Consider the following 26,316-nt stretch of genomic DNA (forward strand, 5'->3'; position numbering starts at 1 on the left):
AGCCGCTGACTCCCTGCGATTTGGATGGCAAGGTCACGCATTTTGCGGATGGGTCACACCTTTCTGATTCAAGTCTCATAATATCAATGATTTAGCCCTGGCATGTGTCACGCCTTTATTGGCGGCGGCCACAGATTTTAGAGATCCGAACCCTCACTTTGTTCAACAGAAGCGGACCGAACTTCCTCGTGCCGCAGTGAGCAATTGAGGTTGATATGCCAAAGATGACGCAAGATCAGCTGGCGGAGCGCTGGCACATGTCGCCGCGGACGCTGGAGCAGTGGCGCTGGCTCGGAAAGGGCCCCAGGTTTTTGAAGATCGGCGCGCGCGTTTTGTACGATGAAAGCGTGATCGAAGCCTATGAAGAGGCCCAGATCTGCCAGAACACATGCGGACCGGTTTCCGGGGAAGGTGTGTAATGGCAAAGTCCTTCCCCGCTCATAAAATCAAATCGCACCTTGTCTACACGGCCTGGGAGGTGGCGGACGTTTTGGGCTGTCATCGCCAGACCGTCATTCGCTGGATTGGGAACAACGGACTTTCGGCTGATACCAGCAGCAAGCCCTGGTTGATCGAAGGACATGTGCTCAAGGACTTCCTCGGACAAAGACAACGCAAGGCGCGGTGCAAGTTGGCATTGCATCACTGCTACTGCCTCAGCTGCAGAGGTCCGCGCGAACCCGACGGCAAGATCGCGGACTATGCTCAGGAAACAGCTTCCAGCGGCCGCCTAACAGCCCTCTGTCCGACGTGTGGTGCGGTCATGAACAAGATCATTCGCCGTTCAGATCTGGAAGCCATTCAGGCCAAACTGGAGGTCACACTTCAACAAGCCTCCCCAAGATTAGTGTCCTGTACCGAACCCCATTCAAAAGTGACCTTGAAGGAGGAGCCCGAGACCCATGCCAAAACACACCTCGGATAACCTGCGCATCAAGCGCAAACACCTCGTCTGGCTGAAGGACGCAAAGGGGCTGTCGCAATCTTCGATCGACAAGGCTGCAGCGTCGATTGCCATCTATGACAGATGGCTCAAAGGTAAGGACTACAGGGCGTTCCATTCAGAAAGGGCGCGCGCGTTCAAACGCCATCTGCAAGGTCTGCGCAATGAACGAACGGGCGCGCCACTGTCAGCAGCTACGATCAACGGTGTGTTGCGCGACGTCTTGAAGCTTTTGGACTGGATGGCGGACCAACCGGGGTACAAGTCCAGGATCTCGCGCGCAGACGTTGCTTATCTCACGCCGGATCGCAAATCGGAACAGGCCCGTCGCAGCACCCTGTGGAAGCCGCATCCGTCCCATGAACAACTAAATCACCTTTTGTCCATCGCGCCTGCAGAAACAGTGGTCCAGCGCCGTGACCGCGCCCTGATCGCCTTCCTTTTCTTGACCGGATCACGTGAAGGTGCCGCCATCACCGTGCAACTGCGTCATGTCGATCTAGCCAATAAATGCGTGCAGTTTGACGGCCGTTCCGTGGATACAAAGTTTGGAAAGTCCTTCACGACCAGTTTCTTTCCCTTCGGTGATGATGTCGAAAGGATTCTGCGAGACTGGATCACAGAGCTTCGTCAGGACCATCTTTTCTCGGACACGGATCCTCTGTTCCCAAAGACGCGCGTCGCTGTTGGCCCGTCCAGACGCTTTGAGGCATTAGGTATCGCGCGCGAGCCGTGGGCCGGCCCGTCGTCAGCGGCCAGGATCTTCAAGCAAGCTTTCGTCAACGCCGGGCTGCCACCGTTTTCGCCGCACCGCGTGCGAGATACGATCGCAGAGCTGGCAAAACTTCACTGCAGGACACCAGAGGATTACAAAGCCTGGTCGCAGAACATGGGACACAACGACGTGATGACGACGTTCAGCTCCTATGGTTCCGTTTCACCTGGTCGTCAGGTCGAACTGATGGGGCGGTATCGCCGCCGTGGACCGTTGCCAGACGAGGACGCGGTAATTGATGAATGATCAGCTCCGGTGGCGCACCCGAACGACCACGCGTTCGGGTGCAAGCCGGTATCCGTTCCAAGAGAGATTTTCGATCAACTCTTCGGGCTTATCAACTGACAGACCAGCGGATTCGAATCTCTTTGCAATCGTTCTTCGCGCGGTCAGTATTCTCCGCCTAACGACTTCGTCGGATTCAACGCCTAATTTTTCGACGAGGTCGCCAGACTTCAAGCAGGGAAATTCCAAAGGTTCGCGACCTTTGCCTGCCGCACGGAGCCACTCTTCAGCCAAAACGATCAACAGATCCGCTGTGGCGTTTTTCTTAAGCTCAATATGTTCGCCGATCAAAACCAAACGTGAGGTTCTTTCGATTTCTATGGTCAGCGGTGGTTTCTCATTCTCGCTTTTATCAACTGAGGCAGCTGGCACGAAAGGCAAGGACAAGGCGCTCTGCATCTCGCCATATAGTCTTGGCAAACTCTGTTCTGGGAACTCGCCGGGTGACTTGCTTTCGAGAGTTCTGCGCATGACAGATGTGACCGCCTTGCCGTGGCGGTTCAGCAAATCTGCGATCATCGACATTGCTGTGTCTGGTGGACTGTCGAGATGATTGACCGCGTCCAGAACAACCGGGAAACTCCGGGCCAGCGCATCTGGTGTGGCGTTCCCGAAGAACACTGCATTGCGTACGTAGGACAACGCCATCTCCCGGTCGGTCCCGTTCGGTCGAGCGTCCGACACAAGGTCCACTCGATAGGCATCTTCCGGGTCAAATCGCTCCAACCCCTTTGAAAGCATCGCGAACCGCCGATCGATACACTGCGAACAGCGCCCACAATGGAAGTATTGATGGGTTTGATTATGCACATCAGCGCAACTGCGCGTCTCAACGATCTGGTCTGCCATCCCAAGTTGGGAGATGCGCTCCACGACTTCAGCTTTAGTGCGCGCGAAGTGGGGATTGTCGACCCGCATATCGTTCTCGAAAACAAGCCGCAGAAGACCGGTGAACAGCTTCAGTGTCTTTGGATGCGTGGTTCGCGTCGCTCGTGTTCCAAGGACGTTGCCAACCGGCGGTAGGTTGAGGCTCACGACCCCGTTTTCATGGAACGACACGCGGTCCAGTCCGAAGGCCGTTGCAGTGATCGACCCAAGTACCGCGAACAAGAATGAGCGTGTGCGATGCGTTCTTTCGGCGGTCGATCGGCTCTTCAACTGGGCGGTCATGGGAATGTGACGGCACGTTTCCGGTCCGTACCGTTTGCTCAACGCTGAGATCAGCCGTTTCTGGACCGGCGCTATTTTCGTGGACGAGGCATGACTGACCAAAGCAACCCGATGCTTCTGTTCTACGATTTCTTCCACAGCGCCCGCAAAGGAATCGAGCCCGCCGGAAAACATCAGGACGCGGTGGGGCGTCCATGAACTATTTCGGCCGAATTTGAAAAAGCGCGATCGCTCTGCATCCGGTTCGTCTTTGGTCGAAAAAGAAAATTCAAAGCGGTCGCCGGATAGAAACATCAACGTTTCTTCCAGAGCCTGTATTACGCTCTCACGTTGCCAGAAATCCAGATCGCGTACCGGCATGGTGGCTACGAACCGTCTGTGCCACTTCTCACCCATCTTCTGATCCGCCGGGCCACCACGGCTGACTGCCGCGTCCGCGCAATAGACAAGCGCGGCAATCTCCAGCAAATCGAGTGCACGATCCTGCAGGCCCTCGACCAATTGACGGTTCAATTGTCCAATCCGCAGCGTCATTGCGACTTCGCGGCCAGCAATATCGAGACGCAGGACTTCATCACCGCCGCTTTTTGTCAGGGGCGGCAACCATCTGACTTCAACTTCAGGCAACGGCGCGACGGCGCCCAAACTCCGAGCGCATCTTTTTGAACGCGTAAGCTGTGAACTTGTCTATTGCATCGCGATCAAGCGCCTGCTTCTGCCAGACGGTATTGCCATACCAGCCGCACGCATATTCTTCGACAATTCTAGACACTTCAAATGTGTGCTGGGCGAGGGCTTGTTGAAATGCCACTCGCTGTGCATCGGTGGAAAAGCGTCTATCCTCGCCAGTGTGATTGGCGAGTTCCCGGCTCAGATAGTAGTCTAGAGAGCGGTATGTCAGCCGGGCAAAGAAATCCCGCGCGAGTCTTGCAAAAGCATCGCCCGAGGCGAAACTCGCGAGTGCTTGGCGAATTTCCTGCGGTGTCGGTTCAAACAGGGATGGCAACCGGTCGTGCAGCTGAACGGAAAGGCTTTCCAAGAGCGCGGCCTTCGCCAATTCTCCTGCATCTGAGGAACTTCGGAGATCGAAGCTCCTGCCATCAACGGCACGATCCAAACCGGCCAGCAAGCCGGTCACTGAACCGAGTTCCGAGGTCGTAATGCCCAAGTCAGCCAAAGCGTCTTCGAAGCCCGGAGCCCTTGCAAGCAAAGGCAGCCTCACGAGGAGATCACTTACAAACTGAAACCTGGGGTCACGACTCGCCCGTGCGAGATCGCTCTCAGATGCATCCGCTGCGACCTCGGCGATCTCTTCGACTGACGCATCGGTTGCGATCAGATCAACGACCTCGCGCCACTTCCTGGACCGAGGCAACGTGCCAAGCCTGATGTGTCCCATCAGCTCCTCCCTCTCTTGCAGGGTCATGCAACCATCAGGCGAATGTAAAGGGAAAAATCGGCACCTACGCTTACCCTACGCTTACCTATCAAGCAAGATACGCACGAGGTTAATGCATAAACATTTGAAATTATTGGCGATCCCTGAAGGACTCGAACCCTCAACCTGCTGATTAGAAGTCAGCTGCTCTATCCAGTTGAGCTAAGGGACCGCTGCGCCCTTCTTGCGGTTTTTACGGGCGGGGTTCAAGGGCCAAGCGCATGAAGGCGCTGTTGAGGTCGTCTTCGTAACCGTAGATTGGCCCGCAATAGGCATATCCCAGCGCCTCATACAGCTTACGGGCCGCGTCATATTCGGGCAGGTGGTCGGCACCGGTTTCCAGAACCAGGGCGGAAACCCCTTCGCTCTGCGCCAGATTTGCCAGGTGGTTCATCATGGTGCGTGCCAGCCCGCGCCCGCGCACTTCTGAGATGATATGCACGGATTTCACCTCGGCCGTGCCGTCCGGCAGGGTCTTAAGCGCACCGCACCCGACCGGCTTGCCGGCCTCATACATCGCCCAGAACCGAATGCCCGGCCCTGCCAGCGACTCGGCGTCCATGGTGTGGTTGCTTTCTGCAGGCCCTGCCGTTTCGCTATGGGCAAAATGCGCCTCGACCACCGGGCGCAATGCGTCCGAGGTTGGGTCGGCCTCGCGGATTTCGATCATTCAATGAGTCCAGGGACCGCGCCGGTCGGTGGCGAAATTCTCGCCATAGCCACGGGCGCGCAGGTTCGGTTTGCGCTTGTGCGGTTCGCTGACAACCGCATCAATCCCATTGCTCTTGGCATAGTCCAGCGCTTCTTCCTTGGTGTCGAACTTGAGACGCACTTGGGTCTGTGTGTCACTGGATGAGGTCCAGCCCATCAACGGATCAACCTCACGCGCGGATGCAGGGGCATATTCCAGAACCCACTTGCGGGTCTTGGCCATCCCCGAGGTCATTGCATTCCTTGCAGGCTGGTAAATCCGTGCGCGCATGTCGCCTCTCCGTACTCATTTGGCTTTGGATGTTATGCGTCAGAGCGCGTACGGGGACAAGTCCGCAATTGTCGCGGCGCGCCCGCAGGCTTTCGGCATCGCACCGCTCTGCTGATGCCAGAAACTGTCATCATGGTCATCTAAATATTGTTGAACCCCATGACGAGGATAGACAGATGATCCATCACGAAAGAACCCTGGAAATCGATGCCCGGCCCGAGGCCATCTGGTCTGTACTGAGCCGGTTCACGAATATCGACGAATTCGCTCCTCAGGTAAAATCCGTGGATGCCTTGACACGAGGCCAGAATGGCGTGGGATCAAAACGGCGCTGCCACTTTGAAAACGGCACCTCATTGGTAGAAGAAGTCACGGACTGGCAAATCAACCGGGGCTATCGTGTTCAACTGTCGGACATGTCTGCCATGCCTTTGACCGAAGCGCACGCAGCGATTGCTGTCGAACCACTTGCGAACAACCGCTCAAGGGTGGTCTGGAGCATGGATTTTCAAATGAAATATGGGCCTCTGGGTTGGCTGTTGGGGCAGATGCTACTGAAGCCGATGATCGGGCGGGTTTTGGACCGCAACCTGAAAGCGCTCGCTGAGAAAGTGCAGTCGGACCACATTCCTTACCTGCAGTTTGCCTATTATTAGAACTGCGCATTCCAATCCGGATCAGCCCTTGCAGTTGGACAAAATAAGAACAAATGTAGGGGTCTGACCCGGAGCCTGCCTATGCCCTATGCCCATTCCGACAAGACCCAACTGACCGCAGAGGACGTGCGCGCGCGCCTGAAACTCGAGGGCGGCAAGCAGTTTGTCATGCACACCGAATTTGCGCCGGCGGGTGACCAACCCACGGCCATCAAGGAACTGGCCGGGGGTGTTCTGGACGGCGAACGCGATCAGGTGTTGTTGGGCGCGACCGGGACGGGCAAGACCTTCACCATGGCCAAGGTCATCGAGGAAACCCAGCGACCTGCCATCATTCTTGCGCCGAACAAGACGCTGGCGGCGCAGCTTTATGGAGAGTTCAAAGGGTTCTTTCCCGAAAACTCGGTCGAGTATTTCGTGTCCTACTACGACTATTACCAGCCCGAGGCCTATGTGCCGCGGTCGGACACGTACATTGAAAAAGAATCGCAGATCAACGAACAGATCGACCGGATGCGCCACTCGGCCACGCGGGCGCTGTTGGAGCGCGATGACGTGATCATTGTAGCCTCGGTCTCCTGCATCTACGGTATCGGGTCCGTTGAGACATACGGGGCGATGACGCAGGACCTGAAGGTCGGCAACGAATACGACCAACGGCAGGTAATGGCCGATCTGGTGGCCCAGCAATACCGGCGCAACGATCAGGCGTTTCAGCGCGGGTCGTTCCGGGTGCGCGGTGACAGTCTGGAAATCTGGCCTGCCCACCTTGAGGATCGCGCGTGGAAGCTCTCGTTCTTCGGTGAGGAACTGGAACAGATCACCGAATTCGATCCTTTGACCGGCGAGCGCGCCGCGACGATGGAACAGGTGCGCGTCTATGCGAACTCTCACTACGTGACGCCGAAACCGACGATGCAGCAGGCGATTGTTGGGATTAAGAAAGAACTCCGCATCCGGCTGGACCAACTGGTCGGCGAAGGCAAACTGCTGGAAGCCCAACGTCTGGAACAGCGCACCAACTTTGACCTTGAGATGCTCGAGGCCACGGGCGTCTGCAACGGGATCGAGAACTACTCACGTTACTTGACGGGTCGCGCACCGGGCGAGCCTCCCCCGACCCTGTTCGAATTCATCCCTGACAATGCCATCGTCTTCGCCGATGAAAGCCACGTCAGCGTGCCGCAGATCGGCGGCATGTACCGGGGCGACTATCGGCGCAAATTCACGCTGGCCGAGCACGGCTTCCGCCTGCCGTCGTGCATGGACAACCGCCCCCTCAAGTTTGAGGAATGGGACGCCATGCGCCCGCAGTCCGTCTTCGTCTCGGCCACTCCGGCGAAATGGGAGATAGAACAGACCGGCGGCGTCTTCACCGAACAAGTGATCCGCCCCACGGGCCTCTTGGACCCGGAGGTCGAAATCCGCCCCGTCTCGATGCAGGTAGACGATCTACTGGACGAGGTACGCAAGGTCGCCGCCAATGGCTACCGCACGCTGGTCACCACGCTGACCAAGCGCATGGCCGAGGACCTGACCGAATACCTGCACGAACAGGGCATCAAGGTCCGCTACATGCACTCGGACATCGACACGCTGGAACGCATCGAAATCCTTCGCGACCTGCGGCTGGGGGCGTTTGACGTACTGGTCGGCATCAACCTGCTGCGCGAAGGGCTCGACATCCCCGAATGCGGGCTGGTCGCCATTCTGGATGCAGACAAAGAGGGGTTCCTGCGCTCGGAAACCTCGCTGATCCAGACCATCGGCCGCGCCGCGCGGAACGCCGATGGCCGCGTGATCATGTATGCCGACAAGATCACTGGTTCAATGGAACGCGCGCTGGGCGAGACCAACCGCCGCCGTGCCAAGCAGCTTGCCTATAATCAGGAACACGGCATCACCCCCGAGACGGTGAAAAAGAATGTCGAGGACGTTCTGGCCGGTCTCTACGAAGGCGACGTCGACATGAACCGCGTCACCGCCACCATCGACAAACCGATGCACGGCGCGAACCTCGAGGCCCATCTGGACGGTCTGCGTGACCAGATGCGCAAAGCCGCTGAGAATCTGGAATTCGAAGAGGCCGCCAATATCCGCGATGAGATCAAACGTCTGGAAGCGGTCGATCTGGCCATCGCCGACGACCCCATGGCCCGCCAATGGGCGGTCGAGAAAGCCTCGGAAGACGCGGTGAAATCACGCGGACGGTCAACGGCTGGCAGGCCGGGGCAGCGGGGCGGAAATGTGAAGCGGCGGAAACGTTAGCACACATCGGCATTTTGTTTTGAGAATACGTTCATGAACCACCACTCTCACGTCACAATAAAGAACTTAACGACACCGATTATTCTAGAAGCGGATGCGGCGAACTGGCCCACACTAGAAATTAATGGAAAACAGTTAGTTCGAGTTTTTCAACCAATAATCAGCGGCCCGGTAAATAGGTCCACAAACCCTACAATCGATCTGCTAAAAATTTTCAGTATCAGCAACTCCAAGGGGAACTCGACAGACCTTAGTGGGCTAAGATTGCTTCCAAATTTGGACGCGGAAGGTGAACAGCCAACAGCTACATTTTTTGGAACGGAAATCTTTGACGGAACTGCGAGTATATTCCCAGCCAACACGGTAGTTTTTGAAACTCGGTCACAAACAGATGAGAGCAACGTAATTGCTGGTTTCGTGCGCAATTTTCGGCGCGCAACTCGCCAGGTTTGGTTAAACCGCATCGGGAACGTTTTGGAGTTACCAGACACGGTCCGCTTTGGACTTGATGTCGAAAGAAACGCTGAGTCACCGGTTAGAAGTATCGAGGTAAAATTCGGTTTCAGTGGGATATACCGTGCAAGTTTTGGGCAATGGGAGGATGCTTGGAAAAATGCCGAAGCCTCGTCTGCGCCTGTACCTTTTGACTTTGTTCAAGATGCTCATTTTACCATGTACATGGGTGACTTTAGTGATTTTGTTTTGAGAGCGGCCATCGCGGTCGAAGTCTTAAAGTATCACCTCTGGGACACCCTTTACGCTGCTCATCGCTGCCAAGCAAAGGATCAAAAATCCGCAAGCAATGACACCAAGAAAATTCATAGGTATTTCAGCGAAGTCCTCAAGGATATCACCGGCAAGTCTCTCTTAGTTAGCGATCCCAAAACGCACTACACGATTAAGAAATGTTGGGAGTTGAGAGGGCTAATAGCTCACGGGAAGCATCACAAATGCGCAGCCCTAATCAAAGAAGACGAAAAAGATAATTTTCAGCTAGAGTTGGTGGAGGCTCTGTATTCTTTGTCAGAATTTGTCCAGACTACTATTTCAGAGTGATCGTGGAATGGCTGTTCTAGCTCATCTCTTTCGCATCACCCCACACTGCAAACTTGCAGCCCAGCGCTCCCTCCTCCACGTTTGAAATCACAAATTGTGAGTCCAAACGGCTGCCGTGACGAACTCCAACACCCTGCCCGGCACGCATGAGGTCCAAAGCGCCGTTCTCTCCGACAAAATAGAAGGGCGGGTAACCCCGCCCAAACCTTTACCCCTTGTCCCAATGCGCAATCACATCGTATCCCACCGGTGAGGGCGGGCCTTCCATGAATTCGGCGAAATGGCCCCACAGTTCGGCCACTTTGGGCGCGTTTGCGTTCGAGGTCGCCTCGCTCTCGACGACCGAGATCACATAGCCCGAACCGTCCTCGTTCATCACGTTGGTAAAGCTGTGTATGCCGGGCATACCCATAATCTCGGACTTCAATGCGTTCATCTTCGCCGTCGCCGCCTCCCGCGTGCCGGGCTTCATTTTGTATTGAGTAATTCGCGCAAACATCACTTTCCTCCCTCGTCTGGCGAAATTGCCATGTGGCGGCGCCGGAGCGGCCTCGCCGGGCGCACCCTAGCACGACAGCGCGAAATCTCGCATTGATACGAGGGATTTGTGGGCGTTTTCAACTATACGCCTGACCGTATCCGGGCAGCTGACACTTCAAGGTTGCAGCCCAGCGCCCACTGCTTCACGTTTGAAATCACTAATTGTGATTCCAAACGGTTGCCATGACGAGCCCAAACACTCTGCCCTCAACGCATGAAGTCCAAAGCGCCATTCATCGGGTACGCGGTGCCCGTGTGGTGCTGGCCGAGGATCTGGCGCAGTTCTACGGAAAATCCGTCAGCGCCTTCAATCAGGCCGTGTCGCGCAACAAGGATCTGTTCGAAGGCTACCGCTTTCAACTGACCTATGCCGAGGTCGCCGATTTGCAATCACAGAATGTGATCTCAAAACCAGTGGGCCGCGGCGGGCGGCGGGTCAATCCGTGGGTCTATACCGATTACGGCGTGGCCATCGCCTCGGCCCTGTTCAAGGACCCACGCGCGATCAGGATCACCCGGATGATTACTGAGGCTTTTGTCGACGGCGCAAATGCTCTGGCCGAGACCCCGCGCAGCGTGCCGGAAATCCTGCCGCCCGAGGGCACCCCCGCCCCGCTGCTGCCGAATGGCGATCAGTTGAGGGCTCTTGCCGAAAACATCCTCGATTCCGGGCAGCAGAGCCTAGTCGATTATATCGCCAACCCTACCACCAAGCGGCAACAGGCAGTGGCGGTGATCATGAAGACGCTGGCCGAAACCGCTGGCGAAGAGGTACGCACCCAGCGGGAACGTTTGCGCCTGAGCATCGCGGAACGCCTGGCCACCGGCGACTACGCGGATGACGATGATCGGAAACGGTTGCTGGACCTGCTGAACGCGATGAAGGGATAGCCGCACTTGCCTCAACGCCGTCAACGGCTAGTTACCAAAGGATGCGCTTAGTTATTTTACCTCTTATCCTGGCCACGCCAGCCTCCGCATGGGAGGCCACGGTCGGGTCGATTTGCACCTTGTCGCATGACACGAGCACGGCCGAAATCTTTCTGACCTATGACCCGGCGCAACCGCTTTATACGCTGACCATCACCCGCAAGACCGAGGGTTGGACGCAGGCGCCGTGGTTCGCCATGCGCTTTGACGGCCCGAACCCGATCGAAATCGCGACGCCGCGCCATGTACTGTCCGAAAACGCCGAATCTCTGACCGTCACGGATACCGGGTTTGGCAATGTTCTGGATGGGTTGGAATACAATCAGACCGCCTATGCCTTTACGCAGGACAAGCTGACCGAGTTTCCATTGGACGGCGCGGCACCGCAAGTTCGTATCTTTCGAGACTGCGCTGGGGCCCAGCTGTCCTGATCGGTCGGCGGGCGGGATGAGTCATCGCCGCCCCTACAGCCCCAACTCCGCCCTTACCTTCTTGGTCAGCTTGGCCACGACCATTTCGTAAGAGGTGATGATATGCTCGCGCAGGGTCGCATCGCTCATACCGCGCGGCTCATAGACCTGCAGCCATTTCATCCCGCGCGACGCCAGATAGGGCGCGGGGCGGATGCCGGGTTCGTCGCCCAGCACCTCGAAAGCCAGATCGGTAGCCTTGAAGGTGAACGCATCGCGCCCTTCGTTCCAGCCGCAGAGCGCGAACACCTTGCCGCCCACTTTCCACACATCCGCATTGCCCCACTGCACTACATGGCTGGTGGCTGCGAGCGAGGCGCAGAAGGTGTTGAATTCATCGCGGGTCATCCCGATGACAGTGCCGGTCCGGGTGAGACGTGGCAATATGCGGCGCGTGTTAATTTTGAAATAGCCGTGACCGGCCGCTCTGGTTTCACGCTTGCCCGAAATTCTCAGCTTTCCTGAAAGAAAACGACCCCGAAATCCTGTCAGGATTTCGGGGCCCAATCACGCGGCGCGGCGCAATCGCGTCAGGATGCCGCCTTCATCAGCCCCTGCTTGATGATCTCGGCCTGCGCCTCATCCAGTGACTTGTAGATGCGCACGAACATCTCATCGATGTCCGCCGGGGTCAGGATCAGCGGCGGCGAAATGATCATGCGGTCACCCACGTGGCGCATTATCAAATTGTTGGCAAAGCAGCGGTCGCGGCAGATATAGCCGATCGTGCCGGGTTCGGACGCGAACTTGGCACGGCTGGCCTTGTCCGGGGTCAGCGCGATTGATGCCATCATGCCGACGATCTTCGCCTCACCCACCAATGGGTGATCGGCCAGAGCCTCCCACTTCTCTTTCAGATAAGGCGCGGCCACATCGCGGACATGCTCAACGATCTTTTCCTCTTCGAGAATACGCAGGTTTTCCAGCGCCACGGCCGCGGCGACCGGATGACCAGAATAGGTGTAGCCGTGGTTGAATTCGGTGCCGCCAATAACTTCGGCAATCTCATCGTTCACAATCGAGCCGCCGATGGGCGCATAACCCGAGCTGAGGCCCTTTGCGATGGTCATGATATGCGGTTTGATGCCAACGGTTTGCGATCCGAACCAGTTTCCGGTTCTGCCAAAACCACAGATCACCTCATCGGCGATGAGCAGGATATCGTATTTGTCGCAGATCCTCTGGATCTCGGGCCAGTATGTGTCGGGCGCGACGATAACGCCGCCTGCACCCTGAACCGGTTCGGCAATAAATGCCGCGACCCGGTCTTCGCCCAGTTCCTGAATGGCTTCTTCCAGCTCGCGCGCACGGGCCAGGCCGAACTCCTCCGGCGACATGTCGCCGCCTTCGGCCCACCAGTTGGGCTGGTTAATGTGGTGGATGTTCGGGATCGGGATGCCGCCCTGCGCATGCATGCCTGCCATACCGCCCAGCGAAGCCGAACCCACGGACGAGCCGTGATAGGCGTTATGGCGGCTGATGATGATGTTCTTGTCGGGCTGGCCTTTTTCGGCCCAATAGGTCCGCACGAGGCGGATATTGGTGTCGTTGGCCTCGGACCCGCCGGCGGCGAAGAAGACGTGGTTCAGGTCGCCCGGGGCCAGTTCGGCGATCTTGGCGGCCAGTGCAATGGCGGGCACGTGGGTCGTTTTGAAGAAGGTGTTGTAATAAGGCAGTTCACGCATCTGACGCGCGGCCACGTCGGCCAGTTCATCACGGCCATAGCCGATATTGACGCACCACAGTCCGGCCATGGCGTCCAGAATTTCTTCGCCTTCGCTGTCGGTCAGGTAAACGCCGCTGGCGCGGGTGATGACGCGGGCCCCTTCCTTTCCGAGTGAGCCGTTTGCGGAAAACGGGTGTATGTGATGGGCCGCATCCAGGGCCTGAAGTTCGGCGGTGGGCATGTGATTGGTTATGATGGACATCCGAGAATCCCCTGCAACGATGGTTGCTTCACACAATATGATCAAATTCTACGCTGTCAATCGAATCACTTCACATTATGCGTCAGTCAGCGTGTCAGCCATCAGTGCCATGCCTTGCTCGATGTCCTGCGCGGCCGCCTTTCCGGCACTTTCCGCATCCCCACGGCGAAGCGCGCCAATAATGTCTTTGTGCCGGTCGGGCAGGCTCTGTGTGCCGAACCGACCGCAGACAACCCGCAGGGACGGACCGAATCGCAACCACAGACGCTCGGCCAGATCGCTGAGAATCGGGGCGTCTGCATGGGAATAAAGCGTCTCGTGAAATTCATGGTTCAGACGCAGGTAACCACTTACGTCACCATCCGCGATGGTGCGGTCCAGTCGCTGGTCGATCTCCTCCAGTCGATCAATCTCCACAGGTTCTATACGCGCGGCAGCACGGCGGGAAAGCTCTGATTCTATTGATATTCTGGCAAATATCACCTGCTCGACATCCTCGTTCGACAAGAGAGGCACACTGACACGGCGGTTGCCCTGAAACACCAGCGCGCCGTCTGAGATCAGCCGGCGGATTGCCTCGCGCACCGGGGTCATGCCGACACCGAGAGATTCGGTCAGACCCTGGATCGTCACGGGTTGACCGGGGACCAGCTCACCGAACAGGATCTGCGACTTCAGCCTGTGATAGACCTGCGCATGTGCCGGGCTTTTTTCATTGTCCGCCGAAGTTCCAGATGGTTTATTTTTGATCAAATCCAATTGCTTCACCCTGTTTGTCTGGACCTGAACCAGCAGCTTTTGGTTCGGGGTGAACCTTAGTCTGTCTTGCAAGAAAATACAAAACTTGATCAAATCTCAAAAAAAGTGAAAATACGCGTGAATAAGCAGGGAGAAGAAAATGAACATCAAAACGCTGACACTGACAGCGGTGGTCGCACTGGGGACTTCGGCAGCATTTGCCGAAGAGGTGCGTGTCTACAACTGGTCAGACTATATCGACGAAGAACTGCTGAATAAGTTCGAGGAAGAAACGGGCCTGACCCTGATCTACGACGTCTTCGACAGCAACGAGGTTCTGGAAACCAAAATGCTGGCGGGCGGCTCGGGCTATGACGTGGTGGTGCCATCCGGCACATTCCTTCAGCGTCAGATCCAGGCCGGTGCGTTCCAGAAGCTGGATACTTCAAAGCTGTCCAACGCGGGCAACCTTTGGGATGTCATTCAGAACCGTACCGCAGGGTATGACCCGGACAATGCCTATTCGATCAACTATATGTGGGGCACCACAGGTATCGGCGTGAATGTCGGCAAGGTCAAAGAAGTGCTGGGCGAGGATGTTGCCCTGAACAGTATGGATCTGGTTCTCAAGCCGGAGAACATGGAGAAGCTGGCCTCATGCGGTGTGCACTTCCTGGATGCACCTGCCGAAATCATCCCGATGGCGCTGCAGTATATCGGTGAGGACCCGGACAGCCACGACAAGGATGTAATCGGCAAGACCGAGGAAGTTCTGATGGGTGTACGTCCGTATATTCAGAAATTCCACAGCTCTGAGTACATCAACGCGCTGGCAAACGGTGACATCTGTGTGGCCGTTGGATGGTCCGGCGACATCCTGCAGGCGCGGGATCGCGCGGCCGAGGCCGAAAACGGTGTGGAAATCGAATACCACCCGTTTGCCGAAGGTTCGCTGATGTGGTTCGACCAGATGGCGGTTCCTGCGGATGCTCCGAACCCGGAAGGCGCGCACAAGTTCCTGAACTTCATTCTGGATGCCAACAACATGGCCGCCGCCTCGAACTATGTCTACTACGCCAACGGCAACAAGGCGTCGCAGGAGTTCCTCGAGGAAGACGTGATCGGTGATCCGGCGATCTATCCGGATGAGGCGACCATGCAGAACCTGTACATCACGACACCCTATCCGTCGAAGACCCAGCGGGTTGTGACCCGTCTTTGGACCAAGATCAAATCGGGCACCTGACCGATTTATCGGCGCAGGGCGGCCTTGGCTGCCCTGCGCCTGTTTCCAGTCCGGCAACACGGGGGCCACAGTGACTTCTGACGTCTTTGCGCCATGGGATGACCCACAGGCGAAACCGCTGATCCAGTTTCAGAACGTAACCAAACGTTTTGGGGCCTTTACCGCCATCGACAATCTGTCTCTGGATATCTTCGAGAAGGAGTTCTTTGCTCTGCTCGGGCCGTCCGGATGTGGCAAGACCACCATGATGCGGATGCTGGCGGGGTTCGAAACCCCGACCGAAGGGCACATCATGCTTGGCGGTCAGGACATCGATCCGATCCCGCCCAACAAAAGGGCGGTGAACATGATGTTCCAGTCCTATGCCCTGTTTCCTCACCTGAGCATCTGGGACAACATCGCCTTTGGCCTGCGTCGGGACAATATGCCCATGCGTGATCTAGAAGACCGGGTCGAAGAAATGTTGCGTCTGACCCGGCTGGAGCAGTTTGCCCGCCGCAAGCCGCATCAGATCTCGGGTGGTCAGCGACAGCGGGTCGCGCTTGCACGCTCGCTGGCAAAAGCGCCCAAACTGTTGCTGCTGGACGAGCCGCTGGGCGCGCTGGACAAGAAACTGCGGCAGGACACGCAGTTCGAACTGATGGATATTCAGGAAAAGACGGGCACCACTTTCGTAATCGTGACACACGACCAGGAAGAAGCGATGACCGTCGCCAGCCGCGTCGCCGTCATGGATCAGGGGCAGCTCAAGCAGGTGGCCACCCCAGACCGGATATACGAGACGCCAAACTCGGTCTACGTGGCGGACTTCATCGGGGATGTGAACATCATCGAGGGCCGGGCGACCGCGAATGGCGAAGAGACGTACAAGATCGACTGGGCCGAAGGGCAAGCACCGCTGACGGCACAGTCAAGAAGCGGATTTTCAAATGGTCAGACTTGTCATCTGGCGATCCGCCCCGAAAAAGTGACAATTTCGGCCGAACGCCCCGCCGACGCGATCAACGCGGTGCAGGGCAAGGTGCATGACATTGCCTATCTGGGCAATCTGTCCACCTATCACGTGGAACTGCCGAACGGCACGATCATCAAGGCGCAAACGGCCAATACGCGCCGCATCTCGCGCCGATCCTTCACATGGGAAGACCCGGTCTGGCTGTCCTGGACAGCGACCGCCGCGGTTCTGCTGGATCGCTGATGCGCCGGGCCCTGCTGATCGCGCTTCCCTATGTCTGGCTGCTGGCGCTGTTCATGGTGCCATTCTTCATTGTCCTGAAGATTTCGCTGTCGGACACGGCCCTTGCCATCCCGCCCTATACGCCGACGCTGGACCTGTCCGAAGGGTGGGCCGGCATCAAGGCCTTCTTCAGTGAACTGGATCTGGAGAATTTCGTCTGGCTGACCGAGGATGACCTTTACTGGAAGGCTTACCTGTCCAGCGTCAAAATCGCCCTGATCTCGACCATTCTGACGCTGATCGTGGGCTACCCCATTGCCTACGGCATGGCCCGCGCGCCCGAGGAATGGCGCCCGACGCTGATGATGCTGGTGATCCTGCCGTTCTGGACCTCGTTCTTGATCCGGGTCTACGCCTGGATGGGCATCCTGAGCAACGAAGGCTATCTGAACCAGTTTCTGCTGTGGACCGGGATCATTTCGACCCCGCTGACCATCCTGAACACCAACACGGCGGTCTATATCGGCATCGTCTATACATATCTGCCCTTCATGATCCTGCCGGTCTATTCGGCGCTGGAACGGATGGACGGATCGCTGATCGAAGCCGCCGAAGATCTGGGGTGCTCGCGTCTGCAGGCGTTCTGGCTGGTGACAATCCCGCTGTCGCGGCCAGGCATCATCGCCGGATGCTTCCTTGTGATGATCCCTGTGATTGGTGAATTCGTGATCCCGTCGCTTCTGGGCGGCTCCGGGACACTGATGATCGGAAAGGTGTTGTGGGAAGAGTTCTTCTCGAACCGCGACTGGCCTGTGGCAAGCGCCGTGGCGGTGGTTCTGCTGCTGATCCTGATCATTCCGATCGTGCTGTTCCAGCGCAATCAGCAGAAACAGACGGAGGCCGAGAAATGAACAGGCTAAGCTGGTTCAACGCGGTTTCCCTGACACTGGGCTTCGCTTTCCTTTACATCCCGATGATCATTCTGATCATCTTCAGCTTCAACGAAAGCAAACTGGTCACGGTCTGGGCCGGGTTCTCGACCAAATGGTATGGGGAACTGGTCCAGAACGAAGCGTTTCTGGACGCGGCCTGGGTCACGATCCGGGTTGCGGTATTCTCATCAACGCTGGCCACCATTCTGGGCACGGCGGCGGCTTATGTGCTGGTGCGCGGCGGGCGGTTCTTTGGCCGTACGCTGTTTTCCGGCATGATCTACGCGCCGCTGGTCATGCCCGAAGTGATTACCGGCCTGTCCCTGCTGCTGCTGTTCATCGGCATCGGTCTGGACCGGGGCATCCTGACCATCGTTCTGGCCCACACAACCTTTTCGATGTGCTTCGTTTCGGTCGTGGTCTCCTCGCGGCTGGTGACGTTCGATCAGTCTCTGGAAGAAGCGGCGCTTGATCTGGGCTGCTCTCCGGCGCAGGCGTTCCGGCTGGTCACGTTGCCGATCATCGCGCCTGCGGTGATCTCCGGCTGGCTGCTGGCTTTCACCCTGTCACTGGACGATCTGGTGATCGCATCCTTCACCTCGGGGCCGTCGGCCACGACCTTGCCGATCAAGATATTCTCGGCCGTCAGGCTGGGCGTCAGCCCTGAGATCAATGCGCTGTCCACGCTCATGATTGCGGCGGTGACGGTCGGGGTGATCACCGCGTCACTGGTGACAAAGCGGGCCATGGTACGGCAACGTCAGGACGAGACGGCGGCGGCGCGCACTGAATGAAGCGCCTGTTTCCTGATTATACCTACGGCCCCGCCCCCCGGCAGGGGTGCTGGTGGGACGAAACCATCGCAGCACCGGACTGGCCCACGTTTCCTGGCGGGTCGCAGGTTGACGTCGCCATCATCGGGGGCGGCTTCACAGGTGTTTCCGCCGCCTTGCACCTGGCCCGGAAAGGCGTTTCGGTCGCCGTGCTCGAAGCGGCAACGCCCGGTTGGGGCGCCTCGGGGCGCAATGGCGGGTTTTGCTGTCTGGGGGGATCGAAACTGACCCGAAAGGGATTGGCCCGCCGTTTTGGGGAACCCGCAGCCGAGCGTTATGAACAGGCCGAACAGGACGCCGTGGCGCTTGTTGCCGACCTGCTCTCGGCCCACGGCATTGAGGCCGATACCCATTCGGGTGGTGAGACACAGCTTGCCCATTCAAAACGCGCGATGGATGCACTGCGCAAAAAGGCGGACGCGACCGGTGTCTTGCACGAGCGGGAAGAATTGTTGCACTTGGGGTTCGGCGGTCCGTTTTACGGCGGCTACACAACTCCCGTTGGTTTTGCCCTGAATCCCCGGAAATACCTGTTCGGTCTGGCAGCAACCGCCGGATCGTCCGGTGCACAGTTCTTTCAGTCCAGTCCGGTTTCAAGCATAGAAAAGACCCGCAGCGGCTTCGAACTCAAAACACCGAACGGCAACTTGCGTGCGGATAATGTGCTGATCTGCACCAACGGCTATTCCAGTGAAAATATCCCGCCCTGGATGGCGGGCCGGTACATGCCCGCCCAGTCGACGGTTCTGGTCACCCGGCCCATGTCCGAAGCCGAATTGCAGGCGCAGGGCTGGACCACGGATCAGATGTCATATGATAGCCGGAACCTGTTGCACTATTTCCGGCTGATGCCCGACCGGCGGTTTTTGTTCGGAATGCGCGGCGGGTTGCTGTCCTCGGCCCGGGCCGAGGCGGCCATTCGCCGGAAAGTGGAACAGGATTTCCGGCGCATGTTCCCGGGCTGGACCGGAGTGGATGTAACCCACACATGGTCCGGAATGGTGTGCCTGGCCCGCGATCTGGTTCCATTTGTCGGGGCTGTTCCCGGGCAGACCGGGATGTTCGCCGGCTTTGCCTACCATGGCAACGGGGTCGCCATGGGGACCTATAGCGGCCGCGCCTTGGCCCGGCTTGTCCTGGGACAGCCTGACGATCTTCCACCACCAATGACCCGCGTGCCGCGTCGTTTCCCACTAGGGCCATGGCGGCGTGCCCTGATGCCCCCCGCCTATGCGCTGCTCGCGCTGGACGATCTCTGAGCACGGATCAAAGCGCGGCCAGTTCCAGTTCGAACCCTTTTGCGTAATCCGGTGCGCCATTTTCCTTGCGCCACAGGCAATAGGCCGCCATGCGCCACGTGTACCAGCGGCGCAGGCTCCGGTACCGATCCGTAACCGCTGCGTTTTGGTAGGCTGACAGGAACCGGTCTTCTTCATCCCGCGTCAAAGCTGCTCCGCGATACAGAACCTGCATTGCGGGCGAAAGAAACAGGGCAAGGTCTTCGCACGGATCCCCCAAAGCCGGGCATTGCCAGTCGATCAGGGTCAAGCCCGATGATGCAACAAGGATATTGCCCGGAACCGGGTCCCCGTGGATCAGGCAGCGATGGGGCAAAGCAGCGACTTGCCCGACCGGCCTCAAACCCTCAAGCCGGGACCGGTCTGCGGACGTACAGGCTTCAAGGATTTGCTGGCCATGACGGGCCAGATCGGCGCTGCCGTTGCAACCTTCCGGGGCCTCGACCGCCGGAGGGAGGCAATGCAGCCTGTTCAGCAGCGATGCGACCTCTTCCGGCCCGGATTGCCAGGGCGATCCGGGGGCGTGGTCATAAAAAACCCATCGATCCGTTCCGTACTGCCCCGAACCACGCAGGCGCGGTACGAACCCGGTATGCGCCAGCGCTTGCAGACAACCAGCTTCCAGACCCGCGTCGTTGCGGAACAGAGGGTTTCGTAGTGCCGTGCGATATAGCTTAAGCACCCTGTCGTACTCCTCGCCCAGCACCTTCCACACCTGATTGGTGCGACCACCATAAAGCGTCTCAAACTGTGCATCGGTCGCGATCAGCTTCTGACGGCAGAGGTGATCGACAAGGTCGGTCGGAGGAAGAAGCGGACGGGACAGGGGCTTTACCGGGATTAGTAACGAGTCGGGCTTTGCCAACCTTTGGCCTGTACGGCCCGGCAGATCAAGCGCCGGTTCGGATACCGGTGACATCGCCGGCGGGAACCGCCGCACCGCTTTCCAGAATCAAAAGAACCGTTCCTTCCGCGACCTGAGCCTCGACAACGCACGTATAGGCCGAGGCCAGCTTGTGCGATATCAACTCGCCGCTTTTGTAGCTTTCCAGTGTAGCGGAATAGCTGCCCGACGGCAGAGGATTGCCGGACGGATCCACCCCGGCCCAGTCCAGTTCGGTTTCGGTGACGGGCAGGGTTTTCCGCTCCAGGACAGCGCCTTCGGCATTCTGAATGACCAGCACGGTTTGGTCTGCAGCCGGCTCCGGTTCGACAAACAGGGTGACAGGCTGGCCATCAAACTGAAACGCCGAAGCAGACCGGACGTCCATTCCGATCCAGTTGGCAAGCTGCTCGGGATTGGCTCCTGTCATCGCCATGGCTAGGCTGGTCAGCAAATCATTGGTCTGGACCTGTTGTTCGACCATTGAAAACTGCGCCAACTGGGATGCGTATTCGGACGAATCCAGGGGTTCCAAAGGATCCTGATTGCGGGCCTGTGCTGTCAGCATCAAAAGGAAGGTTTCAAAATCCGAGATCAGGGCAGATGCCCGGGATTGTGCCGCAGTAGGCGGCTGAGTCGTAGACTGCGTGACGGATTGGGCCGGTGTGATCATGCGTCAAAGCCTTATGTCGATGCCCCTTGAAGGGCCTGTTTTTGGAACGGACGGGTCAAGGATCTGGTCGGCCTCGGCCAAACCGGTGTCCGCGCTTGCAGGGCGATGGGCGTCCGACCCGCCGTGTCCTGTATCGGGGGATGTGCCGAACTCGAAGGACAGCCCCCCAAAACCCAGTTTCTGAAATTCGCTTTCCAGAACCGAGATATGCCGGCGCATCAGGTCCAGCGTTTCCGGACGCTCAGCAGCGATGCTCATGTGCAATCCGTCCTCGCGCCCGTTCAACACGATCGAGACCCGCCCCAACTCTTCCGGGTTCAGGGCGACCTCAACGGCTCCGGTGCCGGGCCTTGACGAGATGACGGCAGCCATCTGTCCTGCGATGGCATGTGCGATATCTGCGCGGGGCGTGGGCGGCGGACTGCTCATAAGTGATGCTTCGCGCGACGCGACAGGCGAACGGGTGTCACCCGGTGATTGTGAAATGTCGAGTTCCTGAACCGCTGACTGCTCGGTCTTGAAATCCGATTTGGCTGACGCGAGCAATTGCATCTGAGCAAAGCCCGGTGCAGCTGCCACACCGGTGGTACGGGCGGGTGCGGGCCTGAATTCTGAAGCGACCGAACTATCCCCCTGAGGTATCTCCGCAAGGTTGGCACTGACCCCCTGCTGTTTCGGTTCAGACCCGGTAGTGGCAGTCACCACCACGTGCTTGTCTATCAGGGAAGACATAGCCGCTTGGATCGGCGCAGCTTCAGGGTTTGCGGCCATGGGAGAGTATGACGGTTTGCGCCCGACCTGATCAGCCATTTCCACCCTCTGCACGGGGTGACTCAAAGCCTGAGCGGTTTCCGCCCGAGGTTCAACAGTTGCGCTGAAATATGCCTCCTCGACCGGCGGCACGGATGCCCCCGGCCCGTCATCCGCTCGCCCACCAACTACTGGAGCGTCGGCCGCCAACATATCTGAAGGTACCGGGCGTGCGGACTGTTCGGGCGCCGCAGGCAGTTCGGCCTGCTCCATCGGCAATTGATTTTCGAGCTCTGGCACCGCGTCCGTCACCTCAGGGGCTTCGGGATCAACCCCGGTCTCGGTTGTGTCGATCTCCCCTGCCAGAATGTCCTGGAAGGTCGCCTCCTTTTTGACGTCACCACGCGGGTGCGGGTTCGCGTCCGCTTTGGCGAGCACAGGTTTTGACGAGGCGGACATCAGAATCGGGTTGGGCATTTTGCTCAGGGCTCCGTTTGCGTAGCCGGAAACATGCCTTGCGGAAGTTACGCTTATTTTAACCGCTTTCCCCTTTGATCAGGAAAGTTCGATCCAATTTTCGGAGAAAGCCATGAAGATAGCCGCCCCTTCCGCCTCACCTCAGCCGCCTTCGCCTCTGACCAGGTTGCAGGCCGCCGCGATCGAGCTCGAGGCCACGTTTCTGTCCGAGATGCTGAAATCCGCCGGGTTCGGCGAAACACGCAAGGCCTTTGGTGGCGGAGCGGGGGAAGATCAGTTTTCGACCTTTCTGGTCCAGCATCAGGCGAAGCAACTGGCCCTGTCGGGCGGTGTGGGCCTGTCCGAGATCCTGTTGAAAGCCATGATGGAGAACACCGATGCCGACGGAACGAAACGCTGACCTGCTGAAGTCACTGGAAAGCATCCTGGAGCTTGAGCGCATCGCGCTCACCGAAGGTGATCTGGATCGTGTGGCTTATCTGGAGCCCGAGAAGGAAAAACTGATTAACGCGATCAATGACCTGCAGGTTTTTCGCCGAGATGAACTGATGCGGGTTCAAGGCAACGTTTCGCGGAATCAGGATCTGCTGAAAAGCGCGGCCGAAGGTATCCGCTCGGTGGCTGACCGCATCGCCGAGCTGCGCCGTGTTCAGCAGGAGTTCAGCACCTATGGGGCAGACGGGCAACGCAGCGGCTTTTCCGTTCGGCGCAGTGCAAAGCTGGAAAAACGGGCATAGCCGCAGGTTTGATTCAAATCGGAATTTTAGCGGCATTTCACTTTAGCACTCCGTTAGGGGATCGGCACCAATAGTGAGCCTGCATCTGGAAACAGCAGGTGGCGCGAACGACCAAACGGCGCATCGCATCCGTCAGAAAGACATCAAAGCCCGTCCTATTTGGCGGGACAGCATGGGCCCGAAATGCCCGAACGGAGAAGGATGAATGACATGTCCAGTATTCTGACAAACAACGGCGCAATGGTGGCGCTGCAAACCCTGAAGTCGGTCAACAAGAACCTGGCGCAGACCCAGAACGCGATCTCGACAGGCAAAGACGTTGCGACTGCCAAGGACAACTCTGCCGTCTGGGCAATTTCCAAGGTGATGGAGTCGGACGTCAAGGGGTTCAACGCCATCAAGGACAGCCTCGCACTGGGTGAATCGACGGTCGCCGTGGCGCGCAATGCGTCCGAGACGGTGACGGATCTGCTGACCCAAATGAAGGCCAAGATCGTTGCGGCGCAGGAAGACAACGTTGATCGCAGCAAGATCAATGACGACGTGACCGCATTGAAGGACCAGATCGCGTCCGTGGTCAGCGCGGCCCAGTTCAACGGCCTGAATCTGGTGGACGGCTCTGCCGGGTCGGCGTCAATCCTGGCCTCTCTGGATCGCGACAATACCGGTGCGGTAACGGCGTCGTCCATCACGGTTGCAGGCCAGAACCTTTCGACGGGCGGCTATGTGGCGGCGCAGGTGTTCGATGGCTCGACCGGCGCGTCGACCGGCAACGACCGCGTGGGGGCCACAATTGACAATGGCGCCACGTCCGCCACCGCCTTGGTGACGGATGAATCCAGCGGCGCCTTCGCCGCCGGTGACAAGGTTGTCGTCGCGATTGACGATCAGATTGTATCCTACACGGTGTCGGCAGCGGATGCCGCTGCGACCACTACCGGCGATCTGGTCGCCGTAGGTCTGAAAGCAAAGATTGAGGAATTGGGCATTACCGGCCTGACCGTCGATTACGATTCAGGCACGGCGGGGACACTGTCCGTGACCAATGGCACCGGCGAGGATATCTCGTTCTCGGCCCAGTACGTGAACGCCGGATCCGGCGGCCTGGGCGCGCTGGCGGGGATCGATGTCTCCACCGGAGCAGGAGCGACCGCGGCTCTGGCAGCGGTCGAATCGCTGATCGACACCTCGATTGACGCATCTGCGGCATTTGGCTCATCGCAGGGTCGAATCGAAACCCAAAAAGCGTTCATTTCGAACCTTGCGGACTCGTTCAAATCGGGGATCGGCTCGCTGGTCGACGCCGACATGGAAGAGACCTCGGCGCGCCTGCAGGCGCTACAGGTACAGCAGCAGTTGGCCACCCAGTCGCTTTCGATCGCCAACCAGGCACCGCAGTCGATCCTGTCGCTGTTCCGGTAATATCCAAACCTTGTCGGGGCGGGCGCGATCCGCCCCGGCGATGACAGCCTGAAGACGACCTGCTGGAAGGATTTCATTTGACCCCTCTCACTCTAGCCCAACGCGCTTATGCTCAAACCGCTGCGCCGACACGGACGCCGCGCGACACGGAATACGAGGCGATTTCCAAGATCACTCACAGGCTGAAGGCCGCATCCGCACGCCGAAATGCGGATTATGGCGGGTTTGTTCGTGCGCTGCACGAAAACCGGCGGTTGTGGTCGGTGCTTGCCAGCGGTGTTTCAGATTCCGAAAACGCATTACCCAACGAACTGCGTGCCCGGATATTCTATCTGGCCGAGTTCACGGAACAGCACAGCAGCAAAGTGCTAAGCAGCGACGCAATGGTGGACCCTCTGCTTGAGATCAACATGGCCGTCCTGCGCGGTCTTCGCCAAAACGGAGACCCAAGATGAGCGGGCTGGTTCTGAAGCTTGCCCCAAAGGAACGGGTGCTGATCAACGGGGTGGTGATCGAAAACGGAGACCGGCGCAGCCGGTTCTCGATCATGACGCCGGAGGCAAATGTATTGCGGTTGCGGGACGCCATTCATCCGGACGAGGTCAATACACCTGTCCGACGGGTGTGCTACGCGGCTCAGCTTGTTTTGTCCGGAGAAATGGATCCGGATCAGGCCCGCCAACAATTGCTGCGCCGGGTCGAGGAGTTGAGCCAGGTGTTCACCGACGCCGACAGCCGACGGGTTCTGGCCGAGGCAACGCAGGCCCTTGTCGCCGGACAGCACTATAAATGCCTGAAAGCGCTCAGATCCCTGCTGCCGCGGGAAGCGCGGCTGATGGCGTATCAGTGATGAGCTTTCAGCCGGTCATACCATCGGGCGGACTGGTCGGTTGGCGCTTCCTGCAGCGTACCTATGACGCGCAGTTGCAAAGCTTCGGCACGTCCAACGTCAATGACCGAGAGGCCCGATATTTTCTGGACAACATCGGCAAAGTGAAAGCGGCAGAAGATCTGGTGTCTGACCGCCGCCTGTTACAGGTTGCGCTGGGGGCGTTTGGGCTGGAGAACGACCTGAACAATCGGTTTTTCATTCAGAAGATCCTGTCAGACGGCACCCAGGCCGATGATGCGCTGTCCAATCGCTTGTCCGACAAAAGGTATCGCGCGTTCTCCGAAGCCTTTGGCCTGGGGCCAGGAGAAATCAGAAAAACCGGCCTAATCGCGAACATGGAAGAAATAGCACGCAACAACGTGGTTTCCCGGTTCGAGATTGCGGTGGGCGAAAGCGACGAGACGTTGCGAATCTCGCTTTATGCGCAGCACGCGCTGGCCGATCTGGCGGCAAGCGGCGGGAGCGCGGACACAATGTGGTTTGATCTGATGAGCCTGCCGCCCTTGCGCAAGATGATGGAAACGGCGCTGGGCCTGCCACCAAGTTTCGCACAGCTTGATATCGACAAACAGCTTGAGGTTTTCAAAGACAAGTTGTCCCGCCTGACCGGTTCCGACAATCTGTCTCAGTTCTCAGATTCGGATGTCGTGAGCCTTTTGACCGACAGGTATCTGGCCCGCAGTCAAGTCGCACAGATACAAAGTACAATTTCTCCGGCGCAAACAGCTTTGGTCCTGTTGGGCGGTGGTTTCTGACGGGATTGCGGGCAGGGCGCGATAGCCCAACAATCCCAAGATGCGTTCCCAAAGAGCGCCTT

30 protein-coding genes and 1 tRNA gene are annotated in these 26,316 nt (G+C 58.2%); 19 read left to right on the top strand and 12 right to left on the bottom strand.

Annotation, left to right across the window (positions count from 1 at the left end):
• Positions 1-224: 224 nt before the first annotated feature.
• The 3 genes from ACR0J8_RS03245 to ACR0J8_RS03255 are packed head-to-tail and all read left to right on the top strand — an operon-like array spanning position 225 to position 1,964.
• Positions 225-419, top strand: a complete 195-nt coding sequence (locus tag ACR0J8_RS03245) for a helix-turn-helix domain-containing protein (protein ID WP_480888873.1) — start codon at positions 225-227, stop codon at positions 417-419.
• Entirely contained in the window at positions 419-925 is a 507-nt protein-coding gene (locus ACR0J8_RS03250; RefSeq protein ID WP_480522718.1) for a helix-turn-helix domain-containing protein, read from the top strand. Before ACR0J8_RS03245 ends, ACR0J8_RS03250 begins: the two co-directional genes overlap by 1 nt.
• Complete coding sequence (locus ACR0J8_RS03255) at positions 903-1,964, top strand: tyrosine-type recombinase/integrase (protein WP_480888874.1); 1,062 nt, start codon at positions 903-905, stop codon at positions 1,962-1,964. Before ACR0J8_RS03250 ends, ACR0J8_RS03255 begins: the two co-directional genes overlap by 23 nt.
• Here ACR0J8_RS03255 and ACR0J8_RS03260 read toward each other — a convergent pair whose 3' ends face one another.
• The 5 genes from ACR0J8_RS03260 to ACR0J8_RS03280 form a co-directional block, all read right to left on the bottom strand.
• Positions 1,965-3,818 (bottom strand): 7-cyano-7-deazaguanine synthase, encoded by a 1,854-nt coding sequence (locus tag ACR0J8_RS03260; protein WP_480888875.1) that lies wholly within the window; start codon positions 3,816-3,818, stop codon positions 1,965-1,967.
• Entirely contained in the window at positions 3,793-4,599 is an 807-nt protein-coding gene (locus tag ACR0J8_RS03265) for a hypothetical protein (protein WP_480522714.1), read from the bottom strand. The genes ACR0J8_RS03260 and ACR0J8_RS03265 overlap by 26 nt, the downstream gene beginning before the upstream one ends.
• A 107-nt stretch (positions 4,600-4,706) precedes the next feature.
• A tRNA-Arg gene (locus ACR0J8_RS03270) sits at positions 4,707-4,783 on the bottom strand.
• A gap of 21 nt (positions 4,784-4,804) precedes the next feature.
• Positions 4,805-5,281: a GNAT family N-acetyltransferase gene (locus ACR0J8_RS03275; protein ID WP_321249695.1), complete on the bottom strand. Its 477-nt coding sequence runs from the start codon at positions 5,279-5,281 to the stop codon at positions 4,805-4,807.
• Positions 5,282-5,593, bottom strand: coding sequence for an ETC complex I subunit (locus ACR0J8_RS03280; RefSeq protein ID WP_170614197.1), 312 nt, complete (start codon positions 5,591-5,593; stop codon positions 5,282-5,284).
• Between the two features lie 176 nt (positions 5,594-5,769).
• Here ACR0J8_RS03280 and ACR0J8_RS03285 point away from each other — a divergent pair, with 176 nt between their 5' ends.
• The 3 genes from ACR0J8_RS03285 (at position 5,770) to ACR0J8_RS03295 (ending at position 9,573) form a co-directional block, all read left to right on the top strand.
• A complete protein-coding gene (locus ACR0J8_RS03285; protein ID WP_480522713.1) occupies positions 5,770-6,249 on the top strand; it encodes an SRPBCC family protein in 480 nt (159 codons plus the stop codon).
• 81 nt (positions 6,250-6,330) lie between these two features.
• The gene (uvrB, locus tag ACR0J8_RS03290; RefSeq protein ID WP_480522712.1) at positions 6,331-8,517 is read left to right on the top strand and encodes an excinuclease ABC subunit UvrB; all 2,187 of its coding nucleotides are present in this window, start codon (positions 6,331-6,333) and stop codon (positions 8,515-8,517) included.
• 33 nt (positions 8,518-8,550) lie between these two features.
• Entirely contained in the window at positions 8,551-9,573 is a 1,023-nt protein-coding gene (locus tag ACR0J8_RS03295; protein ID WP_480888876.1) for a hypothetical protein, read from the top strand.
• Between the two features lie 208 nt (positions 9,574-9,781).
• Here the strand turns inward: ACR0J8_RS03295 and ACR0J8_RS03300 are convergent, their stop codons facing one another.
• Positions 9,782-10,072: a hypothetical protein gene (locus ACR0J8_RS03300; protein ID WP_321249700.1), complete on the bottom strand. Its 291-nt coding sequence runs from the start codon at positions 10,070-10,072 to the stop codon at positions 9,782-9,784.
• A gap of 224 nt (positions 10,073-10,296) precedes the next feature.
• Between ACR0J8_RS03300 and ACR0J8_RS03305 the strand changes: the two genes are divergently transcribed.
• Positions 10,297-11,004, top strand: coding sequence for an ORF6N domain-containing protein (locus tag ACR0J8_RS03305; protein ID WP_480522710.1), 708 nt, complete (start codon positions 10,297-10,299; stop codon positions 11,002-11,004).
• Positions 11,005-11,045: 41 nt separating this feature from the next.
• A complete protein-coding gene (locus tag ACR0J8_RS03310) occupies positions 11,046-11,474 on the top strand; it encodes a hypothetical protein (protein WP_480888877.1) in 429 nt (142 codons plus the stop codon).
• 33 nt (positions 11,475-11,507) lie between these two features.
• Here the strand turns inward: ACR0J8_RS03310 and ACR0J8_RS03315 are convergent, their stop codons facing one another.
• The 3 genes from ACR0J8_RS03315 to ACR0J8_RS03325 all read right to left on the bottom strand — a co-directional run bounded on the left by ACR0J8_RS03315 (position 11,508) and on the right by ACR0J8_RS03325 (position 14,200).
• The gene (locus tag ACR0J8_RS03315) at positions 11,508-11,861 is read right to left on the bottom strand and encodes an MmcQ/YjbR family DNA-binding protein (protein ID WP_480522909.1); all 354 of its coding nucleotides are present in this window, start codon (positions 11,859-11,861) and stop codon (positions 11,508-11,510) included.
• 182 nt (positions 11,862-12,043) lie between these two features.
• Positions 12,044-13,441 carry an aspartate aminotransferase family protein gene (locus tag ACR0J8_RS03320; RefSeq protein ID WP_480440817.1) on the bottom strand — a complete coding sequence of 466 codons (1,398 nt, stop codon included), beginning with the start codon at positions 13,439-13,441 and terminating at the stop codon, positions 12,044-12,046.
• Positions 13,442-13,516: 75 nt separating this feature from the next.
• Positions 13,517-14,200, bottom strand: coding sequence for a GntR family transcriptional regulator (locus ACR0J8_RS03325; protein WP_170807263.1), 684 nt, complete (start codon positions 14,198-14,200; stop codon positions 13,517-13,519).
• 139 nt (positions 14,201-14,339) lie between these two features.
• Between ACR0J8_RS03325 and ACR0J8_RS03330 the strand changes: the two genes are divergently transcribed.
• From ACR0J8_RS03330 to ACR0J8_RS03350, 5 genes are all read left to right on the top strand, one after another.
• Complete coding sequence (locus ACR0J8_RS03330) at positions 14,340-15,425, top strand: polyamine ABC transporter substrate-binding protein (protein ID WP_170679340.1); 1,086 nt, start codon at positions 14,340-14,342, stop codon at positions 15,423-15,425.
• A 70-nt stretch (positions 15,426-15,495) separates the two neighbouring features.
• Positions 15,496-16,623, top strand: a complete 1,128-nt coding sequence (locus ACR0J8_RS03335; protein WP_480522707.1) for an ABC transporter ATP-binding protein — start codon at positions 15,496-15,498, stop codon at positions 16,621-16,623.
• Positions 16,623-17,513, top strand: a complete 891-nt coding sequence (locus tag ACR0J8_RS03340) for an ABC transporter permease subunit (protein ID WP_480522706.1) — start codon at positions 16,623-16,625, stop codon at positions 17,511-17,513. The genes ACR0J8_RS03335 and ACR0J8_RS03340 overlap by 1 nt, the downstream gene beginning before the upstream one ends.
• The gene (locus ACR0J8_RS03345) at positions 17,510-18,328 is read left to right on the top strand and encodes an ABC transporter permease (RefSeq protein WP_170614186.1); all 819 of its coding nucleotides are present in this window, start codon (positions 17,510-17,512) and stop codon (positions 18,326-18,328) included. Before ACR0J8_RS03340 ends, ACR0J8_RS03345 begins: the two co-directional genes overlap by 4 nt.
• Positions 18,325-19,626 (top strand): NAD(P)/FAD-dependent oxidoreductase, encoded by a 1,302-nt coding sequence (locus ACR0J8_RS03350; protein ID WP_480888878.1) that lies wholly within the window; start codon positions 18,325-18,327, stop codon positions 19,624-19,626. The genes ACR0J8_RS03345 and ACR0J8_RS03350 overlap by 4 nt, the downstream gene beginning before the upstream one ends.
• 7 nt (positions 19,627-19,633) lie before the next feature.
• Here the strand turns inward: ACR0J8_RS03350 and ACR0J8_RS03355 are convergent, their stop codons facing one another.
• The 3 genes from ACR0J8_RS03355 to ACR0J8_RS03365 are packed head-to-tail and all read right to left on the bottom strand — an operon-like array spanning position 19,634 to position 22,448.
• Positions 19,634-20,584: a phosphotransferase family protein gene (locus ACR0J8_RS03355; RefSeq protein WP_480522704.1), complete on the bottom strand. Its 951-nt coding sequence runs from the start codon at positions 20,582-20,584 to the stop codon at positions 19,634-19,636.
• Entirely contained in the window at positions 20,556-21,221 is a 666-nt protein-coding gene (locus ACR0J8_RS03360) for a flagellar hook capping FlgD N-terminal domain-containing protein (RefSeq protein WP_480522703.1), read from the bottom strand. Before ACR0J8_RS03360 ends, ACR0J8_RS03355 begins: the two co-directional genes overlap by 29 nt.
• A 3-nt stretch (positions 21,222-21,224) precedes the next feature.
• Positions 21,225-22,448, bottom strand: coding sequence for a flagellar hook-length control protein FliK (locus ACR0J8_RS03365; protein WP_480522702.1), 1,224 nt, complete (start codon positions 22,446-22,448; stop codon positions 21,225-21,227).
• A gap of 112 nt (positions 22,449-22,560) precedes the next feature.
• Between ACR0J8_RS03365 and ACR0J8_RS03370 the strand changes: the two genes are divergently transcribed.
• The 6 genes from ACR0J8_RS03370 (at position 22,561) to ACR0J8_RS03395 (ending at position 26,254) form a co-directional block, all read left to right on the top strand.
• Complete coding sequence (locus tag ACR0J8_RS03370; RefSeq protein WP_480522701.1) at positions 22,561-22,848, top strand: rod-binding protein; 288 nt, start codon at positions 22,561-22,563, stop codon at positions 22,846-22,848.
• Complete coding sequence (locus tag ACR0J8_RS03375) at positions 22,826-23,185, top strand: flagellar biosynthesis protein FlgN (protein WP_480888879.1); 360 nt, start codon at positions 22,826-22,828, stop codon at positions 23,183-23,185. Before ACR0J8_RS03370 ends, ACR0J8_RS03375 begins: the two co-directional genes overlap by 23 nt.
• A gap of 210 nt (positions 23,186-23,395) precedes the next feature.
• The gene (locus ACR0J8_RS03380; RefSeq protein WP_170807256.1) at positions 23,396-24,607 is read left to right on the top strand and encodes a flagellin N-terminal helical domain-containing protein; all 1,212 of its coding nucleotides are present in this window, start codon (positions 23,396-23,398) and stop codon (positions 24,605-24,607) included.
• 77 nt (positions 24,608-24,684) lie between these two features.
• Entirely contained in the window at positions 24,685-25,062 is a 378-nt protein-coding gene (gene flaF, locus ACR0J8_RS03385) for a flagellar biosynthesis regulator FlaF (RefSeq protein ID WP_480522698.1), read from the top strand.
• Positions 25,059-25,457 carry a flagellar biosynthesis repressor FlbT gene (gene flbT / locus ACR0J8_RS03390; protein ID WP_480522697.1) on the top strand — a complete coding sequence of 133 codons (399 nt, stop codon included), beginning with the start codon at positions 25,059-25,061 and terminating at the stop codon, positions 25,455-25,457. The genes flaF and flbT overlap by 4 nt, the downstream gene beginning before the upstream one ends.
• The gene (locus ACR0J8_RS03395) at positions 25,457-26,254 is read left to right on the top strand and encodes a DUF1217 domain-containing protein (protein ID WP_480522696.1); all 798 of its coding nucleotides are present in this window, start codon (positions 25,457-25,459) and stop codon (positions 26,252-26,254) included. Before flbT ends, ACR0J8_RS03395 begins: the two co-directional genes overlap by 1 nt.
• Positions 26,255-26,316: the final 62 nt, after the last annotated feature.

This window comes from Ruegeria sp. N11 (assembly GCF_056531525.1).

Coding starts and splice junctions, on each gene's coding strand:
- ACR0J8_RS03245 (WP_480888873.1), top strand. CDS start 225: ATGACGCAAGATCAGCTGGCGGAGCGCTGGCACATGTCGCCGCGGACG.
- ACR0J8_RS03250 (WP_480522718.1), top strand. CDS start 419: ATGGCAAAGTCCTTCCCCGCTCATAAAATCAAATCGCACCTTGTCTAC.
- ACR0J8_RS03255 (WP_480888874.1), top strand. CDS start 903: ATGCCAAAACACACCTCGGATAACCTGCGCATCAAGCGCAAACACCTC.
- ACR0J8_RS03265 (WP_480522714.1), bottom strand. CDS start 4,599: ATGACCCTGCAAGAGAGGGAGGAGCTGATGGGACACATCAGGCTTGGC.
- ACR0J8_RS03275 (WP_321249695.1), bottom strand. CDS start 5,281: ATGATCGAAATCCGCGAGGCCGACCCAACCTCGGACGCATTGCGCCCG.
- ACR0J8_RS03280 (WP_170614197.1), bottom strand. CDS start 5,593: ATGCGCGCACGGATTTACCAGCCTGCAAGGAATGCAATGACCTCGGGG.
- ACR0J8_RS03285 (WP_480522713.1), top strand. CDS start 5,770: ATGATCCATCACGAAAGAACCCTGGAAATCGATGCCCGGCCCGAGGCC.
- uvrB (WP_480522712.1), top strand. CDS start 6,331: ATGCCCTATGCCCATTCCGACAAGACCCAACTGACCGCAGAGGACGTG.
- ACR0J8_RS03295 (WP_480888876.1), top strand. CDS start 8,551: ATGAACCACCACTCTCACGTCACAATAAAGAACTTAACGACACCGATT.
- ACR0J8_RS03300 (WP_321249700.1), bottom strand. CDS start 10,072: ATGTTTGCGCGAATTACTCAATACAAAATGAAGCCCGGCACGCGGGAG.
- ACR0J8_RS03305 (WP_480522710.1), top strand. CDS start 10,297: ATGACGAGCCCAAACACTCTGCCCTCAACGCATGAAGTCCAAAGCGCC.
- ACR0J8_RS03310 (WP_480888877.1), top strand. CDS start 11,046: ATGCGCTTAGTTATTTTACCTCTTATCCTGGCCACGCCAGCCTCCGCA.
- ACR0J8_RS03315 (WP_480522909.1), bottom strand. CDS start 11,861: ATGACCCGCGATGAATTCAACACCTTCTGCGCCTCGCTCGCAGCCACC.
- ACR0J8_RS03320 (WP_480440817.1), bottom strand. CDS start 13,441: ATGTCCATCATAACCAATCACATGCCCACCGCCGAACTTCAGGCCCTG.
- ACR0J8_RS03330 (WP_170679340.1), top strand. CDS start 14,340: ATGAACATCAAAACGCTGACACTGACAGCGGTGGTCGCACTGGGGACT.
- ACR0J8_RS03340 (WP_480522706.1), top strand. CDS start 16,623: ATGCGCCGGGCCCTGCTGATCGCGCTTCCCTATGTCTGGCTGCTGGCG.
- ACR0J8_RS03345 (WP_170614186.1), top strand. CDS start 17,510: ATGAACAGGCTAAGCTGGTTCAACGCGGTTTCCCTGACACTGGGCTTC.
- ACR0J8_RS03350 (WP_480888878.1), top strand. CDS start 18,325: ATGAAGCGCCTGTTTCCTGATTATACCTACGGCCCCGCCCCCCGGCAG.
- ACR0J8_RS03355 (WP_480522704.1), bottom strand. CDS start 20,584: ATGTCACCGGTATCCGAACCGGCGCTTGATCTGCCGGGCCGTACAGGC.
- ACR0J8_RS03360 (WP_480522703.1), bottom strand. CDS start 21,221: ATGATCACACCGGCCCAATCCGTCACGCAGTCTACGACTCAGCCGCCT.
- ACR0J8_RS03365 (WP_480522702.1), bottom strand. CDS start 22,448: ATGCCCAACCCGATTCTGATGTCCGCCTCGTCAAAACCTGTGCTCGCC.
- ACR0J8_RS03370 (WP_480522701.1), top strand. CDS start 22,561: ATGAAGATAGCCGCCCCTTCCGCCTCACCTCAGCCGCCTTCGCCTCTG.
- ACR0J8_RS03375 (WP_480888879.1), top strand. CDS start 22,826: ATGCCGACGGAACGAAACGCTGACCTGCTGAAGTCACTGGAAAGCATC.
- ACR0J8_RS03380 (WP_170807256.1), top strand. CDS start 23,396: ATGTCCAGTATTCTGACAAACAACGGCGCAATGGTGGCGCTGCAAACC.
- flbT (WP_480522697.1), top strand. CDS start 25,059: ATGAGCGGGCTGGTTCTGAAGCTTGCCCCAAAGGAACGGGTGCTGATC.
- ACR0J8_RS03395 (WP_480522696.1), top strand. CDS start 25,457: ATGAGCTTTCAGCCGGTCATACCATCGGGCGGACTGGTCGGTTGGCGC.